The sequence below is a fragment of the Streptomyces sp. NPDC016469 genome (assembly GCF_040632905.1).
Taxonomy (GTDB): Bacteria; Actinomycetota; Actinomycetes; order Streptomycetales; family Streptomycetaceae; genus Streptomyces.
In genome coordinates, this window is the sequence record NZ_JBEYCQ010000040.1 from 1 (window position 1) to 19,589 (window position 19,589).

The following is a 19,589-nucleotide window of genomic DNA, read 5'->3' on the forward strand; positions in this document are numbered from 1 at the left end:
GTCCCCCCCGGGGGGGGCCCCGCTCACCCCGGCCCGCCCCCTGGCGCCCCCGGGCGGGCCCCCCCGCCCCCCGGGGCCGGGGTGCGCCGCACCCGTGTGCCCGCCGGCGCACGCACCGATCGTCAGGAGTCCTCTTCCGGGATCTCCTGCTCGGTCCACAGCGCCTTGCCGTTCGTGCTGTAGCGGGTGCCCCAGTGGCTGGCGAGCTGCGACACGATGAACAGCCCGCGGCCGCCCTCGTCAACCGTCCGGGCGTGTCGCAGATGCGGGGCCACCGGGCTGGTGTCGTGGACCTCGCAGGTCAGCGCGCGGTCCAGCAGGAGCCGCAGTCGCAGGGGCGGCGTCCCGTACCGGACCGCGTTCGTGATCAGCTCGCTGATGATCAGCTCGGTCGCCTCGATGGTGTCCTCGTCGAGGTCCCAGCCCTCCAGCCGGTCCCGGACCAGGGTGCGGGCGACCGCCGGAGTCGTCCGGTCGTGGGCCAGCTCCCAGGTCGCCACCCGGTCCGGCGGCACCACGCCCGTCCGGGCGAGCAGCAGCGCGGCCCCGTCCCGATCGGCCTCGGCCGGCAGGTTGTACACGATCGCGTCGCACAGGTCCGGCAGCCGGCGCTCCGGAAAGGCCAGCGCCTCCCGCACCCGCTCCACCGACCGCTCCTCGGGCAGCAGCGAACCGGTCAGGAACGCCAGCACACTGCCCTCGTCCAGCCGCACCGAACCCGTCGCGAAGGGCGCGCTGTCCTCCGAGAAGAGCGCCGGCCCCTCCGGCACGTCCAGCACGAGCGGGCGCCCGTCCGGCCCCACGGCCACCGGCGCGGGATGCCCGGCGCGCGCCACCGTGCACACCTGCGTGAACGGGTCGTAGACCGCGTAGAGGCAGGTGGCCGTCAGCGGCTGACGGTGCAGCGAGTCCCCGGGCGGCAGCAGACGGCGCTCCTTCACCAGCCGGTCGGCCGTGTCGTTGAGCCGGGCCAGCACCTCGTCGGGCTCCAGGTCGAGCCCCGCCAGCGCCTGGATGACGGTGCGCAGCTGCCCCATCGTGATGGCCGTCTGCAACCCGTGTCCGGCCACGTTGCCGATGATGAGCGCCGTCCGGGCGCCGGAGAGGCTGATCGTGTCGAACCAGCAGCCGCTGTTGCGCCCCGGCAGCAGGATGTGCGCGGTCTCGACCGCGACCCGCTCTCCCTCGTGCTGGGGGAGCAGCCGGCGCTGGACGGTCGAGGCGATCACGTGCTCGCGGGCGTAGCGCAGCGCGTTCTCGATGCTCAGCGCCGTGTGCGCGGCGGCGGTCAGTGCGAGGGTGAGGTCGCGCTCGTCGTACGGATCGCCCCGGTGCCGGTACACGCTCACCAGGCCGAGCACGGATCCGTGCAGCTTCAGCGGCGCCACGATCATCGAGTGCGCCCCGGTCGCCTCGATCATCCGGCGCGTCGCCGGGTCGGCGTCCAGCCATGGCGTGTCGGGGCCCAGCTCGACCAGCCGGGGCCGCAGATCCGTGACGGCCAGGGCGAACGGGGTCGCCTCGGGCACCCGGCGCAGCTCACCGACCAGGCTGTCCGGCGCCAGCCCCGTGCCCCGCACCGCCGCACGCCGCAGCGGGACGTCCCGGTCCAGCGGACTCAGCGGCGGATCGGCGCCGCGCAGCACCTCGTCCACCACTTCGACCACGGCCAGGTCGGCGAACGCGGGCACCAGTGCCGACACCAGCCCCTCGCAGGTCGCCGCCACATCCAGGGAGTGGCCCGCCCCCCGCCGCACGGCCGCCAGCACATCGGCCCGGACATGCGCCTTCTCCCGCTCGTTGACGTCGACCACGGCCGCCAGCACACCGAGCGGGCGGCCGTCCTCGGCGTCCAGACGGTGCAGGGTGACGTTCAGGCTGCGGGAAGGGCCGGTGGCCAGGGCGAGGCGGCCGCGGATGGTCCGGTTGAGCACCGGAGTGCCCGTCTTCAGCACCTGGTCCAGCAGGCGTTCCGCCTCCTGCGGGTCGTCGAGCCGGTACGCGTCGTTGAAGTGCAGCCCGACGATCCGGCCGGGGTCCACGCCCTCGGTGAGGGCGTTGACACGGACGACCCGCAGACCGGTGTCCAGGACGTGCAGACCGACCGCGGACTGGCTGAACAGCGTGTCGAGCAGCGCCCCCGCCATGTCGTCGGCCGCGCCCGCACCAGGGGCCGTGGTACCGGTGTCCGACACGTCGCACCCCCAACGGGCTTCGCCACCCCTGGCGATCGGCAGCTCTCCGGACAGCCTGCGCGCCCCCGGGCCGCGCCCGCCACCGCGCGGCGCCGAACGGGTGAGGGCGTACGGGATCGCACGGGGCGGCAACCTTTCCGCGCCCGGCGGCCACTGAGGAGTACCCCACCCACCCCCACACCGGAAGGCACGTACCGTGGCTCAAGGGCAACCCCGCACTCCCCGCAGACGCCGTACCACCCGGACCCGTACCCTGCTCGGCGCCGTCACCGCCGGAGTGCTCGCCGCCGCCGGACTGGTCGTCACCGGCGAAACCTCGCACGCGGCGACCGCACGCCAGGTGGAGGCGCTGGACCGGGGCGTCGTCAGCGTGCACACCGACTCCGGCAACCTCATCAGCTGGCGCTGGCTCGCCACCGACCCGGACTCCGTCGCCTTCAACGTCTACCGCGCCGGTACGAAGGTCAACGCCTCGCCCATCACCGGCTCGACCAACTACTTCCACACGGGCGCCCCCAACTCGGCCGACTACACCGTGCGCGCGGTGGTCGGCGGCGTCGAACAGGGCGACTCCGTACACGCGGTCCAGTTCCGGGCCGGCTACAAGGACGTGCCCATCAGCCCGCCCCCGGGGGGTACGACGCCCGACGGTGTCGCCTACACCTACGAGGCCAACGACGCCTCCGTCGGCGACCTGGACGGTGACGGCGCGCTCGACTTCGTACTGAAGTGGCAGCCCACCAACGCCAAGGACAACTCCCAGTCCGGCTACACCGGCAACACCATCGTGGACGGCGTGAAGCTCGACGGCACCCGGCTGTGGCGGATCGACCTGGGCCGCAACATCCGTTCCGGCGCGCACTACACGCAGTTCCAGGTGTACGACTACGACGGCGACGGGCGGGCCGAGGTGGCGATGAAGACCGCCGACGGCAGCGTCGACGGCAGGGGCACCGTCATCGGCAGCGCATCGGCCGACCACCGCAACTCCTCCGGCTACGTCCTGTCCGGCCCCGAATACCTCACCATGTTCAACGGCCTGACGGGCGCCGCGATGGGCACCGTCGACTACGTCCCCGCACGCGGCACCGTCTCCTCCTGGGGCGACAGCTACGGCAACCGCGTCGACCGCTTCCTCGCCGGCACCGCCTACCTGGACGGCGGCAGACCCTCGCTGATCATGGCCCGCGGCTACTACACGCGTACGGTGATCGCCGCCTGGGACTGGCGCAACGGGGCCTTCACCCGGCGCTGGACCTTCGACACCAACAGCTCCACCAACTCCGGCCGGGGCTACGACGGCCAGGGCAACCACCAGCTGTCGGTGGCCGACGTCGACGGCGACGGCAGGGACGAGATCGTCTACGGTGCCATGGCCGTGGACGACGACGGCCGCGCGCTCTGGACGACGAGGAACGGCCACGGCGACGCCATGCACGTCGGCGACCTGGACCCGGCGCGCCCGGGCCTGGAGGAGTTCAAGGTGGACGAGGACGGCTCGAAGCCCTCGTCCTGGATGGCCGACGCGAGGACCGGCCAGATCATCTGGTCGACGCCCGCCGGCGGCGACAACGGACGCGGTGTCAGCGACGACATCTGGGCGGGCAGCCCCGGTGCCGAGTCCTGGTCGTCGGCGGCCTCCGGGATACGCGACCCGCACGGCACGGTGGTCGCGAGCCGCAAGCCCTCCAGCACCAACTTCCTCGCCTGGTGGGACGGTGACACCACCCGGGAACTGCTGGACGGCACCCACATCGACAAGTACGGCACCTCCGGCGACACCCGCCTGCTGACCGGCGCCTCGGTCCACTCCAACAACTCCACGAAGGCCACCCCGGTCATCTCGGGCGACCTGTTCGGCGACTGGCGCGAGGAGGTGGTCTGGGCCACCACCGACAACACGGCGCTGCGGATCTACTCCACGCCGTACGAGACCGGCACCAGGATCACCACCCTGCTCCACGACACCACCTACCGCACCGCACTGGCCTGGCAGAACACCGCCTACAACCAGCCCCCGCACCCCGGCTTCTTCCTCGGCAACGGGATGGCGGCCGCCCCGAGACCCACGGTGTGGACCCCCTGAGCCCAGGGCCCGCCCTCCCGGCACCGTGCCGGGAGGGCGGGCCCGCCGGGGTCAGGCGCCCAGCGCCGTGCCGGGAGGGCGGGCCCGCCGGGGTCAGGCGCCCAGCGCCGCCGAAACCACGGCCTTGGCCTCCTCCTGCACCTGGGCCAGATGTCCGGCGCCCCGGAAGGACTCCGCGTACACCTTGTAGACGTCCTCGGTGCCCGAGGGGCGGGCGGCGAACCAGGCGTTCTCGGTGGTCACCTTGATCCCGCCGATGGCGGCCCCGTTGCCCGGCGCCGTGGTGAGCACGGCGGTCACCGGCTCACCGGCGAGGGTGTCCGCGCCGACCTGCTCGGGGGAGAGGCGCGCCAGCACCGCCTTCTGCTCGCGGTCCGCCGGGGCATCGATCCGCGCATAGGCGGGCTCGCCGAAGCGGGCGGTCAGCGCGGCGTAGTGCTGGGACGGCGACTCGCCGGTCACCGCCTGGATCTCGGAGGCCAGGAGGGCGAGCAGGATGCCGTCCTTGTCGGTCGTCCACACCGAGCCGTCCCGCCGCAGGAACGACGCCCCGGCCGACTCCTCGCCGCCGAAGCCCAGCGAGCCGTCGGCCAGCCCGTCCACGAACCACTTGAAGCCGACCGGCACCTCGACCAGCTCCCGGCCGAGGTCGGCGGCGACCCGGTCGATCATCCCGGAGGACACCAGGGTCTTGCCGACGCCCGCCCCGGACGGCCAGTTCTCCCGGTGCGCGTACAGGTAGTTGATGGCCACGGCGAGATAGTGGTTCGGGTTCATCAGCCCGGCGTCCGGGGTGACGATGCCGTGCCGGTCGGCGTCGGCGTCGTTGCCGGTGGCGATCTGGTAGCGGTCGCGCTGAGCGATCAGCGAGGCCATCGCGTGCGGCGACGAGCAGTCCATCCGGATCTTCCCGTCCCAGTCCAGCGTCATGAACCGCCAGGTGGGATCGGTCAGCGGGTTGACCACGGTCAGGTCCAGCCGGTGCTGCTCGGCGATCCGCCCCCAGTACGCGACCGACGCGCCGCCCAGCGGGTCGGCGCCGATGCGCACCCCCGCCTCGCGCACCGCGTCCAGGTCGAGCACGGAGGGCAGGTCCGCCACATAGGTGCCGAGGAAGTCGTACCTGCCGGTCGTGGAGGCGGCGAGCGCCCGCGTGTACGGCACCCGGCGGACGTCCTTGAGCCCGCCGGCGATGATCTCGTTGGCCCGGTCCTGGATCCAGCCGGTCGCCTCCGACCCGGCAGGACCGCCGCTCGGCGGGTTGTACTTGAACCCGCCGTCGCCCGGCGGGTTGTGCGACGGGGTGACCACGACGCCGTCCGCGAGGCCGGAGGTGCGGCCGCGGTTGTACGTGAGGATGGCGTGCGAGACCGCGGGCGTCGGGGTGTACCCGTCCTCGGAGTCGATGAGGACGCGCACGTCGTTGGCGGCGAACACCTCCAGGGCGGTGACCCGGGCCGGCTCCGACAGGGCGTGGGTGTCCGCCCCCAGGAACAGCGGCCCGTCGGTGCCCTGGAGGGCCCGGTACTCGCTGATGGCCTGGCTGGTCGCCGCGATGTGGTCCTCGTTGAACGCGGTGGCCGTCGATGAACCGCGGTGCCCGGAGGTGCCGAACGCCACCCGCTGGCCGGGCTCGGCCGGATCGGGGTGCAGTGCGTAGTACGCCGTCACCAGCCGTGCCACATCGGTCAGATCCTCGGGGCGCGCCTGCTGTCCGGCTCGTGCGTGCGGCATCTGCCACTCCTCCGTATCGGTCGGTCGGTGCGGTTATTTTCGCCGGTCGTGGCCCTCGGCGGGCGGTCGCCCCGCCGCCTGTACGGCCACCGCCGCCACGTACCCGGCGGGGGCGGCGACATCGGTGACGGCCCAGCCCGGCGGGGAGAGCGGGCGCGGGCCGGTGCCGACGTGCTCGCGGTGCAGACCGCCCGCCAGGCCGGTGCCCTCACCCTTGAGGTACGCCTCCTTGCGGGTCCACACCCGGGTGAAGGCGGCGGGCCGCTCCTCCTGCGGCAGCTCGGCCAGCTCGGCCGCCTCGGCGGGATGCAGCTGGCCGGCGACCTCCGTCACCACCCGGGCCTCGGGGACGCGCTCCACGTCCACCCCGACCGGGACGCCCGCGAACGCCAGCAGCGCGACACCCCGGGTGTGGGAGAGCGAGAAGTGCGCGCCGCCGCCGGTCGCGGGCCGGCCGTGCGGGCCGTCGCAGGAGGGGCAGCGCTGCCGCGTCAGCCGTACGGCCTCCGGGGCGACGCCCTGGTGGGCGCCGAGCAGCAGACGCAGGGCCAGGTGGGCGGCGGTGTAGCACGCCCGGTCCGCGGGGAAGGCCAGCTTCTCCATCCGGGCGAGCTCCGAGGCGTCGAGGATCCTGGGCGCCAGCAGCCGGGCGGCCTCGGCCGCGCGCTCGGTGTCCACCAGCCACAGGGAGGGGTCGCCGGAGCTCCAGGAGGGCGCGGGCCCCCGGTAGCCGTCCTCGGTCAGTGTGAACACGTGGGGCTGGTACACCGTTGCGTCGTTTCCTCGGCGGGGAGGGGCGCCCCGGACGGGCACCGGCGGGGCAGGGGCGCTCTTATCCTATGGAGATCCGGAGCGTGCCCGACGTATGTTCGATCACCGTGCGCCCCGCGCCCCTGGCGGTGGCCACTCGGATTGGAGAGAGCCCATGCCGTCGGACAGCCGTCCCGCCGTGCTCCGGAAGGCCCGGCCGGACGACGCCGAGCCCCTCACCCGGCTCTTCCTCGCCTCCCGCGCCGCCGCCATGCCGTATCTGGCCCGGGTGCACAGCGACGAGGCGACCCTTGCGTGGATGACCCATGTGGTCCTGCCCGGCACCGACGTCCGGGTGGCCGAGACCCGCGAGGGCGGGGACGTACGGATCGCCGGCTTCCTCTCGCTGGACGGCTCCGAGCTGGAACACCTCTACATCGACCCCGGTCTGCGCCGCCGGGGGATCGGCTCGCTCCTGCTGGCGGCGGCCAGGGAGGCCGTCCCCGACGGCCTCGCCCTGTACACCTTCCAGCGCAACACCGGGGCCCGCTGCTTCTACGAGCGTCACGGGTTCACCGCGGTCGCCTTCGACGGCGGCAGCCGTAACGAGGAGAACGAGCCGGACGTCCGGTACCGGTGGGCGCGGCGGGTGAGCGCCCCGTTCCGTACGGGGCCGGGTGGCGGGTCATCAGTCCTGCTGCCTGCCGCCGTCCGCCGCCAGGCGGGTGAGCCACTCGTTCAGCAGGCGCTGCTCCGCGTCGCTCAGGACGCCGCTGTCGTCGGGGAGGGCGGCGCGCAGCGCGCGGGCCGCCGGGGCGGGGCCGGACTCGGCGGCGGAGACCGTGGGTTCGGCGCGGGTGACCGCGGCGACCATTGACTCGCGCAGGACGGTCAACAGCGCCGGATCGCGGCGTTCCGCGGGGGTGGAGTGCCAGGTGGCGACCCCGCCCCGGCCGGTTGCCTGGATGATCTGGGCGGCCAGTTCCTCGTCGACCCGCAGCCACCCCGCGGCCGCCAGCCGGCGCACCCGGCCGTGGAGGATCTCCAGGCCGGCATGGTGCGCCGCGTCCGATGCCGAGCCGGTGGCCCCGTTCATCACGGCGAAGAGTTCGGGGCGCGAAATCCCGAACTCCACCACCAGGTCCCAGCCGCGGCGCAGTTCCTCCACCGGGTTCTCCGGCGCGGGGTCGAGCTGTGCGCGCTTGCTCTCCAGGAACTGCGCGTAGCCGTACTCGGCGACCGCCTCCAGCAGCCCGTCCTTGTCGCCGAAGTGGCGGTAGATGGCCGGCGGCTGCATCCCGGCCGCGGCGGCGACCGCGCGGGTGCTCACCGCGCCGGGGCCGCCGCTCTCCAGCAGCCCGACGGCCGCCTCGATGATGCGGCGGCGGGGATCGGCGGTCGGTTCACGCAGAGGCATGTATCGATGATACCGAGAGTTTGCTTCCAGCGTTAGTTCCGGTGTTACCGTTGAATCGATTCCACTGGAAACAATGTTCGGAGAACGCTGTGATCATCGTTACCGGAGCCACCGGAAAGCTCGGCCGCCGCACCGTCGAGCGCCTCCTGGAGCGCGTCCCCGCCCACCGCGTCGGCGTCAGCGTCCGTGACCCCCGCAAGGCCCGGGGCCTCGCCGACCGCGGCGTCCGTGTCCGGCAGGGCAGCTTCGACGACCCCGCCTCGCTCGTCCACGCTTTCGAGGGCGCCGGACAGGTGCTGCTCGTCTCCCTCGACCGCACGGGCGAGGAGTGCGTCAACGGTCACCGCGCCGCGATCGACGCCGCCGTGAAGGCGGGGGCCGGCCGCATCCTGTACACGAGTCAGGCGGGTGCCGCCCACGACTCCCGCTTCCAGGCGTGCCGTGACCACGCCCGGACCGAGGACCTGCTGCGCGCCACGGGGCTGCCCTGGACCGCGATCCGCAACGGCTTCTACGCCGCCAGCGCCCTGCGGTTCCTGGAGCCCGCCCGCCGCACCGGCGACATCGCCCTCCCCGCCGACGGCCCTGTCGCCTGGACCGGCCACGACGATCTCGCCGAGGCCACCGCGGCGATCCTGACCGAGGAGGGCCGATTCGAGGGGCCCACCCCGCCGCTCACCGGTCCGGCGGCGCTCGACTTCGACGCCGTCGCCGGGGTGGCGGCCCAGGCCACCGGGCGGCCCTTCACCCGCACCGTCGTCCCCGACGACGCCTTCCGCGAGCAGGCCCTGGCGCACGGTGCCCCCGCCCCCATCGCCGACCTGATGCTGAGCATCTTCGCGGCGGCGCGGGAGGGTGAGTTCACCGCCGTCGATCCGACCCTGAGCGCGTTGATCGGCCGGCGGCCCACCGCCTTCCGCACGCTGCTGGAGCGCGCCTGGGCCGAATAGGCCGGACCCCGGAGCGAACACCCCTCCGAGCTGGCACCTTTCATCGGCTTACAGATTTACGCACATTCCTTGCACGTGTGGCGGCGTCCAGAAGTCTTGGCAGTCCTGTGGTCAAATGCCCTTCTTGTCAGGCCAGTTGGCTCCTGCGGGCAGCGCCCGCAGGACTGTCCAGTTCTGCCGGAGTGGTGGACTCCGCGTCAATTCTCTGCAACTCTCTGACCGCAAATCGCAAAAGGTCATCCTGTCAGTGCAGAAATTCATGTACTGGCAGGGTCGCAGACTGAGCCGCGCCTCGGCCGTCCTGCGCCGAGGCAGCAGATCGGGGACAGATGAGAACGCGACGCTGGAGATGGCGGATCCTTTCCGCGACCGTCTCCACCAGCCTGATGATGGTCGCCTGGCCGGCGCTGAACGCCTCGGCCGCCGGCGGCCCGAACATCGCCGCCGGCCACCGCGCCGCCGCGAGCAGCGGGAAGTCCGCCGGGAACGTCGCCGACGGACAGCAGTCCACCTACTGGGAGGGGTCGGGCACGACCCTGCCCCAGTGGGTGCAGAGCGACCTGGGCAAGGTCACCCGCATCGACCAGGTCACGCTGAAGCTCCCCGCCGACTGGTCGGCCCGCCGCCAGACGCTCGCTCTCCAGGGCAGCGTCGACGGCACCAGCTTCTCCACGCTGAAGACTTCGGCCTCCTACTCCTTCGCACCGGGCAGCTCCAACAAGGTCACCATCAGCTTCCCGGCCACCCAAGCCCGCTTCGTCCGGGCCGACATCACCGCGAACACCGCGTCCGGCAACGGCCAGCTCGCCGAACTGGAGGTCCGGGCGGCGGCGGAGTCCTCGGTGAACCTCGCCTCCGGGCGCGCGCTCACCGCCAGCAGCAACACCCAGACGTACATCGCGGCCAACGCCAACGACGGCAACCGGGCCAGCTACTGGGAGAGCCGCAACAACGAGTTCCCGCAATGGCTCCAGGCCGACCTGGGCTCCTCGGTGCGCGTCGACCGCGTGGTGCTGCGGCTGCCCGACGGCTGGGAGACCCGCAGCCAGACGCTGAAGATCCAGGGCAGCGCCAACGGCTCCGACTTCACGGACCTGACCCAGGCCAAGGCGTACACCTTCAGCCCCGGCTCCGAGACGGCGACGGTCGCCTTCGACGCCACCACCACCCGGTACGTCCGCGTCCTGGTCACTGCCAACACCGTCCAGCCCGGCGCCCAGGTCTCCGAGCTGGAGGTCTACGGCCCCGAGACCGGCGACACCCAGGCGCCGACCGCCCCGACGCAGCTGGCGTACACCGAACCGGCCACCGGGCAGATCCGGCTGACCTGGAAGCCCTCGACGGACGACACCGCCGTCACCGGCTACGACATCTACGCCGACAACACCCTCCTGACCAGTGTCGCCGGTGACGTCACCACGTACACCGACACCCGGCAGGCCGGCTCCACCGTCTCGTACTACGTACGGGCCAAGGACGCCGCGGGCAACGTCTCCGGCAACAGCAACACCGTCACCCGCAAGGGGGACTCCGGTGACACCCAGGCGCCCACCGCACCGTCGAATCTGGGCTTCACCGAGCCCGCCTCCGGACAGATCAAGCTGACCTGGACGGCGTCCAGCGACGACAAGGGCGTCACCGGGTACGACATCTACGCCAACAACGTGCTGCGCAAGACCGTGGCCGGCGACGTCACCACCTACACCGACACCCAGTCCGCCGGCACCACCGTGTCGTACGTCGTACGCGCCAAGGACGCGGCCGGCAACGTCTCGGGCGACAGCAACACCGTCACCCGCAACGGCTCCACCGGCACGGCCTCCAACCTCGCCGTCGGCAAGCCCATCACCGCCTCCTCCGTGGTGCACACCTTCGTCGCGGAGAACGCCGACGACAACCAGCTCTCCACCTACTGGGAGGGCGCCGGCGGCAGCTACCCCAACACCCTCACGGTGAAGCTGGGCGCCAACGCCGATACGCAGAGCGTCGTCGTGAAGCTCAACCCGGACAGCGCCTGGGGCGCCAGGACCCAGAACATCCAGGTCCTCGGCCGGGAGCAGAGCGCCCCCTCCTTCACCAGCCTGGTCGCCGCCAAGGACTACGCGTTCAGTCCGGGCAGCGGCAACACGGTGACGATCCCCGTCGGCGCCCGGGTCGCCGACGTCCAGCTCAAGTTCACCTCCAACACCGGCGCGCCCGCCGGGCAGGTCGCGGAGTTCCAGGTGCTGGGCGTCCCGGCCCCCAACCCGAACCTCCAGGTCAGCGGGGTCACCACGAGCCCGGCCGCGCCCGTCGAGTCGGACCCGGTCACGCTCACCGCGACGGTGCGCAACACCGGCGCCGTCGCCGCCCCGGCCGGCAAGCTCGAATTCCGGCTCGGCGGCACCAAGGTCGCGACCGCGAACGTGGGCGCGCTCGCCGCCGGGGCCTCCACGCAGGCCGGCGCGGACATCGGGGCGCGGGACGCGGGCACGTACACGCTGAGCGCGGTCGCCGACCCGGACAACCAGATCATCGAGCAGAACGAGACCGACAACACGTACACCAGCACCTCGGGCCTGGTCGTCAAGCCGGTCGCCAGCTCCGACCTGGTGCCCACCGCGGTCACCACCTCGCCGTCCGCCCCGGCCCAGGGCGACAACGTCACCTTCTCGGTCGCCATCAGGAACCAGGGCACGGTCGCCTCCGCCTCGGGCGGTCACGCCGTCACCGTGACCCTGCTCGACGCCAAGGGCGCCACGGTGAAGACCCTCACCGGCAGCTACAACGGCTCGATCGCCGCGGGTGCCACCAGCGCCCCGGTGAACCTGGGCTCCTGGACGGCGGCCAACGGCTCGTACACCGTGAAGACGGTGGTCGCGGACGACGCCGAGGAGTTGCCGGTCAAGCGCGGGAACAACACCGTCAGCAGTTCCTTCTTCGTCGGGCGCGGCGCCAACATGCCGTACGACACCTACGAGGCGGAGGACGGCGTCACCGGCGGCGGCGCGAAGGTCGTCGGGCCCAACAGGACCGTCGGCGACATCGCGGGCGAGGCGTCCGGCCGTAAGGCCGTCACGCTGAACGACACCGGCAACTACGTCGAATTCACCACCCGGGCCAGCACCAACACCCTGGTGACCCGCTACTCCGTCCCGGACTCCGCGGGCGGCGGCGGCATCGACTCCAAGCTCAACGTGTACGTGGACGGCACCTTCCTCAAGGCGATCGACCTCACCTCGAAGTACGCCTGGCTGTACGGCGCCGAAACCGGCCCCGGCAACTCCCCGGGCTCCGGTTCACCCCGGCACATCTACGACGAGGCCAACGTGATGCTGGGCAGGACCGTGCCGGCGGGGAGCAGGATCCGGCTCCAGAAGGACGCGGCCAACACCAGCACCTACGCGATCGACTTCATCAGCCTGGAGCAGGCCACCCAGATCGCCAACCCGGACCCGGCCGCCTACGCCGTCCCGGCCGGCTTCACCCACCAGGACGTCCAGAACGCGCTGGACAAGGTCCGGATGGACACCACGGGCAAACTGGTGGGCGTCTACCTGCCGGCGGGTGACTACGACACCGCCAGCAAGTTCCAGGTCTACGGCAAGGCCGTCAAGGTGATCGGTGCGGGCCCCTGGTACACCAGGTTCCACGCGCCCTCGACGCAGGAGAACACCGACATCGGCTTCCGGGCCGAGGCGAGCGCCAAGGGCTCGACGTTCGCGAACTTCGCGTACTTCGGGAACTACACCTCGCGCATCGACGGACCGGGCAAGGTGTTCGACTTCTCCAACGTGTCGGACATGGTCATCGACAACATCTGGAACGAGCACACGGTGTGCCTCTACTGGGGCGCCAACACCGACAACATCACCATCAAGAACTCCCGTATCCGCGACACGTTCGCCGACGGCATCAACATGACCAACGGATCGACCGACAACCACGTCGTCAACAACGAGTCGCGGGCCACCGGTGACGACAGCTTCGCGCTGTTCTCGGCGATCGACGCCGGCGGCGCGGACATGAAGAACAACGTCTACGAGAACCTCACCTCGCTCCTGACCTGGCGCGCGGCAGGCGTGGCCGTCTACGGCGGCTACGACAACACCTTCCGCAACATCCGCATCGCGGACACCCTGGTCTACTCCGGGATCACGGTCAGCTCGCTGGACTTCGGATACCCGATGAATGGCTTCGGGACCGGCCCGACGACGGTCGAGAACGTCTCCGTGGTCCGCTCCGGCGGCCATTTCTGGGGCACGCAGACCTTCCCCGGCATCTGGCTGTTCTCCGCCTCCAAGGTCTTCCAGGGCATCCGGATCAACCACGTCGACATCGTCGACCCGACGTACAGCGGCATCATGTTCCAGACCAACTACGTGGGGGGCCAACCGCAGTTCCCGATCAAGGACACGATCCTGACCGACATCTCCATCTCCGGCGCCCACAAGAGCGGCGACGCCTTCGACGCCAAGTCCGGCTTCGGGCTGTGGGCCAACGAGATGCCCGAGGCCGGCCAGGGACCCGCCGTCGGTGAGGTCACCTTCAACGGGCTCAGGTTCAGCGACAACGCCCAGGACGTGAAGAACACGACGTCCACCATGAAGATCAACATCAACCCGTAGCAACCGCCGCACCCAGGGGCGCCGTCCGGTCCGCCGGGCGGCGCCCCGTGCTGCGTGCACGCCGTGTTCCGCATGCGGCGTACCAATCGCTGTCAAACTTTTACGAAAACTGCGCGAGATATTGCGTTCACATGTCGACGCTGGTTGAGTGTGCCTCGCCCCGGCAGTCAGTCGGCCGAGGGCCATCCACGCTCATGCCCGAAGGGGACCATCGATGAGAAGTGCTGGGTTGCGCCGCACACGCCGTATCAGCCGTGCCTCCGCGGCTGCCCTTGTCACCGCACTTGCCCTGACCTCGCTCGCGTCCTGCGGCACGAGCAGCAGCAAGGACGACGACTCGAGCAGTTCGTCCAAGGGTTCGTCCGATCCCTCGGCTCCGCTGGACCCGAAGGCCAAGGTGACGATCTCCATCGACTGCATGCCGCCGGCCGCCAAGGCCGCGGAGCTGCGGGAGTGGAAGGAGGACATCAAGACGTTCAACCAGAAGTACCCGAACGTCACGATCAACGGGAAGTCCACTCCGGGCCAGTGCAACGAGCCGCCCCGCTTCACCGCCATGCTGAAGGGCAAGTCGCAGCCGGACGTCTTCTACGCCTACTTCAGTGACCTCCAGCAGGTCCTGGACAACGACGGGGCCGAGGACATCTCCGCCTACGTCAACGACAAGACGGTGCCCGCGCTCAAGGACATCCAGCCGCAGGTCGTCGATGTGGCCCGCAAGGACGGCAAGCTCTACGGGCTGCCGACCAGCAACTACACCATGGGCCTGATGATCAACCGGAAGCTGTTCGAGCAGGCCGGTCTCGACCCGAACACCCCGCCCGCCACCTGGGACGAGGTGCGCGCCGCCGCCAAGAAGATCGCGGGCCTCGGCAAGGGCATCTCCGGCTACGGCGAGTACAGCGCCGGCAACAACGGCGGATGGCACTTCGCCGCGACGCAGTTCGGCCTCGGCGGGGAGATCGTCGACGCCTCGGGCAAGAAGGCCGCCTTCAACAACGAGACGGGCAAGCAGGTCCTCCAGCAGCTGCACGACATGCGCTGGGAGGACGACAGCATGGGCAAGACCCAGCTGCTCAAGTGGGGCGACCTCCAGAAGCAGATAGCCAGCGACAAGCTGGGCATGTTCCTCGCCGCCCCCGACGACATCGCGTACATGGTGCAGCAGCTCGGCGCCCAGTACGAGACCTTCGGCCTCGGCCCCATCCCCGGCGGCAAGGGCACCCTCTTCGGCGGCAACAACTACCTGATCAAGAAGGGCAGCTCGCCCGACCAGATCAAGGCCGCCATCGCCTGGCTGAACTTCAAGAACCTCACCCCCGGCAAGGGCCAGTTCGACTGGGCCCGCACCAAGGCCGACAAGCTCCCCGTCGGCCTGCCGCAGCCGAACTTCTTCCTCGGTGAGAGCAAGGCCAAGGACGACGTCGCACGCGCCCAGAACGCGACGATGCCCGTCGAGAACTTCAAGGCGTTCATGGACAACCCCGTCCCCGGCAAGGCCGAGCCGCCGAAGGCCCAGGAGATCTACAAGATCCTCGACAACGCCATGTCCGGTGTCCTGACCAACAAGGACGCGGACATCGACAAGCTGCTCTCCACCGCCGAGCAGCAGGTCAACCAGGTTCTGGCGAACCAGTAACGGACGCGCGGGGCCGGGTCACGCGGACCCGGCCCCGCATCCGGACCCCGTCCGCTACGCGCTCGTCGTACACCGGCACCGAGGAGACACCATGTCGGCCCCAACCCTGTCCCCCCGCAAGGCGACCCGGCCTCGCCCAGGACACCCAGGCCCCGCAGGCCGGGACTCCGCCCGCGAGGAGTTCCTGCGCGCCCTGCGCCGCAACATCTCAGCGCACGGCTTCCTGATCGGAGCGGTGCTCTGCTTCTCGCTCTTCTCCTGGTATCCGATGGTCCGGGAATTCATCCTGGCCTTCCAGAAGAACGAGGACGGCACCACCACCTGGGCCGGCTGGTCCAACCTCACGTACGTCTTCAACGACCCGGCCTTCTGGCAGGCATGGCGCAATACCCTGCTGTTCACCGTCCTCGCCCTGCTCCTCGGCTTCGTCGTCCCGTTCGCCGTCGCCGTCGTGCTCAACGAGTTCCGGCACGGCCAGGGATACCTGCGGCTGCTCGTCTACCTCCCCGTGATGCTGCCGCCGGTCGCCTCCGTACTGCTCTTCAAGTACTTCTACGACCCCGGCTACGGGCTCTTCAACCGCATCCTGGCGATCTTCCACCTGCCCGAACAGCAGTGGCTCCAGGACACCAGCACCTCGATGCTCTCCGTCGTCATCGCGGCCACCTGGATGAACATGGGCGGCGCCACCCTCATCTACCTCGCCGCGCTCCAGGGCATCCCCGGCGAGCTGTACGAGGCGGCCGAGCTCGACGGCGCCGGGCTGCTGCGCAAGATCTGGCACGTCACCATCCCGCAGACCCGCCTCATCCTCTCGCTGCTGCTGCTCATGCAGATCATCGCGACGATGCAGGTCTTCACCGAGCCCTTCCTGCTCACCAACGGCGCCGGACCCGAGGGCTCCACCACCACCGTCGTCTACCTCATCTACCAGTACGCCTTCAACTTCAACAACTACGGCAGCGCGGCGGCACTCGGCCTCGTCCTGCTCGTCGTCCTCGCGGGATTCTCCGCGGTGTACGTACGACTGAGCCGCAGCAGCGAAGACTAGGACGGGAGTCAGGACCATGGCATCGAACACGCTTGTCTCCCGGCGCGGGGGCACCCCACGCAAGTCCGCACGACGCAGGTCCGAGGGCGCCGCCGAACGCGGCCGCCAGCGCACCCTGATCTCACCGGCCCAGCTCGGCCGGCCGCGCGGCAAGGCCGTCTACTGGATCGTCTTCGGCCTGGTGATGGTCCTGTTCACGGCGGTCTTCCTCGGCCCGTTGTACTGGATGGTCACCGGCGGTCTGAAGACCACCCAGGAAGTGGTGCAGAGTCCGCCCACGGCCTTCCCCAGCTCCCTGCACACCGAGAACTACAGCCAGGCATGGACGGTCATGGACCTGTCCAAGCTGCTGTTCAACACCCTGTACTACGCGTTCGGCGCGCTCGCCTTCCAGCTGATCTTCGACGTGGCCGCCGCCTACTCGCTGTCCAAGCTGCGGCCGGTCTTCGGCAAGGTCATCCTCGGCATGATGCTGGCCACCCTGATGATCCCCGCGACCGTGCTCGTCGTTCCGCAGTACCTCACGGTCCTGGACGTGCCCGTCGTCCAGCGCAACCTGGTCAACTCGCCCTGGGCGATCTGGCTGCCGTCGGTCACCAACGCCTTCAACATCTTCCTGCTGAAGCGGTTCTTCGACTCCATCCCGGGCGAACTCCTCGACGCCGCGGCCATGGACGGTGCCTCACCCCTGCGCACCCTGCGCTCGATCGTCCTGCCCATCTCGCGGCCGATCCTCGGGGTCGTCTCCATCTTCGCCGTCGTCGGCGTGTGGAAGGACTTCCTCTGGCCGATGCTCACACTGCCCGACCCGAACAAGCAGACCCTCAACGTGGGCATCTACTCACTGGCCAGCGGCGTCCCCGAGAACATCCTGATCGCCGCGCTCACCATCGCGTCGATCCCGACGCTGCTGATCTTCCTGCTCTTCCAGCGCAACATCATGAGCGGTCTCACCGCGGGCGGCCTCAAGGGCTGACACCCGCTCCCCGGACCGCCTCCCCTCAGCGCTCCGCCGCCGGCCCTTCCATCCTGCCCCGCTTGCCGGGCCGGCGGCGGAGTCCCACCTGCCCGAAAGGAACGTCAGTGGCAGCCAACCGTCCGTCCGAGGCCACCGCACACTGGTGGCGCGACGCCGCCATCTACCAGATCTACGTACGCAGCTTCGCCGATGGCGACGGCGACGGCACCGGCGACCTGGCAGGGGTACGGGCCAGGCTGCCCTACCTCGTCGAACTGGGCGTGGACGCCCTCTGGTTCACCCCCTGGTACCTCTCGCCGCTGGCCGACGGCGGCTACGACGTGGCCGACTACCGGACGATCGACCCCGCGTTCGGCACCCTCGCCGAGGCCGAGAAACTGATCGCCGAGGCCCGCGAGCTGGGCATCCGCACCATCGTGGACATCGTGCCCAACCACGTGTCCGACCAGCACGCCTGGTTCCGCGCCGCCCTCGAAGCCGGCTCCGGCAGCCCCGAACGCGACCTCTTCCACTTCCGCAAGGGCCGCGGCGCGAACGGTGAGATCCCGCCCAACGACTGGGTCTCCGAATTCGGCGGCACCCCCTGGACCAGGCTGGACGACGGCGAGTGGTACCTCCACCTCTTCGCCACCCAGCAGCCCGACCTCAACTGGGCCCACCCCGCCGTCCGCCGCGAGCACGAGGACGTGCTGCGCTTCTGGTTCGAACGCGGTGTCGCCGGCGTACGCATCGACTCCGCCGCCCTGCTCGCCAAGGACCCCGCGCTCCCCGACTTCGTCATCGGCAGCGACCCGCACCCCTTCGTCGACCGCGATGAACTCCACGACATCTACCGCTCCTGGCGCGCCATCGCCGACGAGTACGGCGGCGTCTTCGTCGGCGAGGTCTGGCTCCCCGACACCGAGCGCTTCGCCCGCTACCTGCGCCCCGACGAACTGCACACCGCCTTCAACTTCAACTTCCTGGCCTGCCCGTGGGAGGCGGAGAAGCTGCGGACCGCCATCGACGACACGCTCGCCGAGCACGCCTCGGTCGGCGCCCCCGCCACCTGGGTGCTCTGCAACCACGACGTCACCCGGACCGTCACCCGCTACGGCCGCGAGGAGACCGGGTTCGACTTCGCCGCGAAGACCTTCGGCACCCCCACCGACCTCGCCCTCGGCACCCGCAGGGCCCGTGCCGCCGCCCTCCTCTCGCTGGCCCTCCCCGGCGCGGCCTACCTCTACCAGGGCGAGGAACTGGGGCTGCCCGAGGCCGACATCCCGCTCGACCGCATCCAGGACCCGATGCACTTCCGCAAGAACGGCGCCGACCCGGGCCGGGACGGCTGCCGGGTGCCCATGCCCTGGGCGGCGGGCGAACCGTACGCCGGATTCGGCGCCACCACCGAGCCCTGGCTCCCGCAGCCGGAGGGCTGGTCCGGCTACGCCGCCGACATCCAGTACGGCGACCCGGACTCCATGCTCAGCCTCTACCGCGAGGCCCTGCGGCTGCGGCGCGCCGAACCGGGCTTCGGGACCGGGGGAGAGCCCGGCATCCGGCGGCTGACCTGGCTCGACGCCGCGCCCGGGGTGCTCGCCTTCGCCAGGACCGACGGACTGCTGTGCGTCGTCAACCTGGCCGCTGAGGCCGCCGAGCTGCCCTCGCACAGCACGGTGCTGCTCACCAGCGGACCCCTGGACGAGGCGGGCCGCCTCCCGCAGGACACGGCGGTGTGGCTGCGCGCCTGACGACGGCACGGGCGCACGGGGCTGGGCGTGTGGGAGCGCGCCCAGCCCCGTGCGGCAGGTTCGCGGGCCGGCCGGGGCTGCGGCACAGTGGGCATATGGACGCTCCGAACGATCTGAATGCCCTCGCCGCCGAGCACCTGGCCGCGGCCCGAGACGCGCCGCACGGCCGCAGCGCCCACCTCCTGCTCCACCAGGACCCGCTGCGGCAGACCGTCATCGCGCTCACCTCGGGCTCCGCGCTGGACGAGCACAACGCCCCGCCCGCCGCCTCGCTCCAGGTCCTGCGCGGCTCCGTCCGGCTCACCGCGGCCTCCGGCGACGTCGAACTGACACCCGGACGGCTGCACCCGATCCCGCAGGAGCGGCACGGGCTGCTCGCCCTGGAGGACGCGGTCGTCCTCCTCACGGCCGTCAACCCCTGAACCCCCTTGTGGGAGCGCTCTCAGAATCG

The 19,589-nt window shown here is 70.9% G+C and carries 12 protein-coding genes and 1 pseudogene; 9 read left to right on the plus strand and 4 right to left on the minus strand.

What is annotated here, in order from left to right; genetic code table 11:
- Positions 1-122: 122 nt before the first annotated feature.
- Positions 123-2,195, minus strand: a complete 2,073-nt coding sequence (locus ABZ565_RS31400) for a SpoIIE family protein phosphatase (protein WP_361034415.1) — start codon at positions 2,193-2,195, stop codon at positions 123-125.
- Between the two features lie 196 nt (positions 2,196-2,391).
- Here ABZ565_RS31400 and ABZ565_RS31405 point away from each other — a divergent pair, with 196 nt between their 5' ends.
- Entirely contained in the window at positions 2,392-4,281 is a 1,890-nt protein-coding gene (locus ABZ565_RS31405; RefSeq protein ID WP_361034418.1) for a rhamnogalacturonan lyase, read from the plus strand.
- Between the two features lie 93 nt (positions 4,282-4,374).
- On the opposite strand, the gene pgm is transcribed toward ABZ565_RS31405, so the two are convergent.
- Both pgm and ABZ565_RS31415 read right to left on the minus strand, forming a co-directional pair.
- The gene (gene pgm / locus ABZ565_RS31410) at positions 4,375-6,015 is read right to left on the minus strand and encodes a phosphoglucomutase (alpha-D-glucose-1,6-bisphosphate-dependent) (RefSeq protein WP_361034421.1); all 1,641 of its coding nucleotides are present in this window, start codon (positions 6,013-6,015) and stop codon (positions 4,375-4,377) included.
- 33 nt (positions 6,016-6,048) lie between these two features.
- Complete coding sequence (locus tag ABZ565_RS31415; RefSeq protein WP_361034424.1) at positions 6,049-6,768, minus strand: 4'-phosphopantetheinyl transferase superfamily protein; 720 nt, start codon at positions 6,766-6,768, stop codon at positions 6,049-6,051.
- Positions 6,769-6,940: 172 nt separating this feature from the next.
- Between ABZ565_RS31415 and ABZ565_RS31420 the strand changes: the two are divergent.
- Positions 6,941-7,408: pseudogene (locus ABZ565_RS31420) on the plus strand (GNAT family N-acetyltransferase); the annotation flags it as partial.
- A gap of 45 nt (positions 7,409-7,453) precedes the next feature.
- Here ABZ565_RS31420 and ABZ565_RS31425 read toward each other — a convergent pair.
- On the minus strand, positions 7,454-8,182 hold the full coding sequence (locus ABZ565_RS31425; protein ID WP_361034427.1) for a TetR/AcrR family transcriptional regulator: 729 nt from the start codon (positions 8,180-8,182) through the stop codon (positions 7,454-7,456).
- Between the two features lie 89 nt (positions 8,183-8,271).
- Between ABZ565_RS31425 and ABZ565_RS31430 the strand changes: the two genes are divergently transcribed.
- From ABZ565_RS31430 to ABZ565_RS31460, 7 genes are all read left to right on the plus strand, one after another.
- A complete protein-coding gene (locus ABZ565_RS31430) occupies positions 8,272-9,132 on the plus strand; it encodes an SDR family oxidoreductase (RefSeq protein WP_361034430.1) in 861 nt (286 codons plus the stop codon).
- Between the two features lie 329 nt (positions 9,133-9,461).
- Positions 9,462-13,739, plus strand: coding sequence for a discoidin domain-containing protein (locus ABZ565_RS31435; protein ID WP_361034433.1), 4,278 nt, complete (start codon positions 9,462-9,464; stop codon positions 13,737-13,739).
- Between the two features lie 214 nt (positions 13,740-13,953).
- Entirely contained in the window at positions 13,954-15,378 is a 1,425-nt protein-coding gene (locus ABZ565_RS31440) for an extracellular solute-binding protein (protein ID WP_361034436.1), read from the plus strand.
- A gap of 91 nt (positions 15,379-15,469) precedes the next feature.
- Positions 15,470-16,429: a sugar ABC transporter permease gene (locus ABZ565_RS31445; protein WP_361034439.1), complete on the plus strand. Its 960-nt coding sequence runs from the start codon at positions 15,470-15,472 to the stop codon at positions 16,427-16,429.
- Between the two features lie 16 nt (positions 16,430-16,445).
- The gene (locus ABZ565_RS31450) at positions 16,446-17,405 is read left to right on the plus strand and encodes a carbohydrate ABC transporter permease (protein WP_361034441.1); all 960 of its coding nucleotides are present in this window, start codon (positions 16,446-16,448) and stop codon (positions 17,403-17,405) included.
- Positions 17,406-17,512: 107 nt separating this feature from the next.
- Entirely contained in the window at positions 17,513-19,138 is a 1,626-nt protein-coding gene (locus ABZ565_RS31455) for a glycoside hydrolase family 13 protein (RefSeq protein ID WP_361034444.1), read from the plus strand.
- Between the two features lie 95 nt (positions 19,139-19,233).
- Positions 19,234-19,560 (plus strand): cupin, encoded by a 327-nt coding sequence (locus ABZ565_RS31460; RefSeq protein WP_020207421.1) that lies wholly within the window; start codon positions 19,234-19,236, stop codon positions 19,558-19,560.
- The last annotated feature ends 29 nt before the right edge of the window (positions 19,561-19,589 follow it).

What these genes read in the sequence shown, in the direction of transcription:
- ABZ565_RS31435 (WP_361034433.1), top strand. Translation starts at nt 9,462, where the DNA reads ATGAGAACGCGACGCTGGAGATGGCGGATCCTTTCCGCGACCGTCTCC.
- ABZ565_RS31445 (WP_361034439.1), top strand. Translation starts at nt 15,470, where the DNA reads ATGTCGGCCCCAACCCTGTCCCCCCGCAAGGCGACCCGGCCTCGCCCA.
- ABZ565_RS31425 (WP_361034427.1), bottom strand. Translation starts at nt 8,182, where the DNA reads ATGCCTCTGCGTGAACCGACCGCCGATCCCCGCCGCCGCATCATCGAG.
- ABZ565_RS31450 (WP_361034441.1), top strand. Translation starts at nt 16,446, where the DNA reads ATGGCATCGAACACGCTTGTCTCCCGGCGCGGGGGCACCCCACGCAAG.
- ABZ565_RS31460 (WP_020207421.1), top strand. Translation starts at nt 19,234, where the DNA reads ATGGACGCTCCGAACGATCTGAATGCCCTCGCCGCCGAGCACCTGGCC.
- ABZ565_RS31440 (WP_361034436.1), top strand. Translation starts at nt 13,954, where the DNA reads ATGAGAAGTGCTGGGTTGCGCCGCACACGCCGTATCAGCCGTGCCTCC.
- pgm (WP_361034421.1), bottom strand. Translation starts at nt 6,015, where the DNA reads ATGCCGCACGCACGAGCCGGACAGCAGGCGCGCCCCGAGGATCTGACC.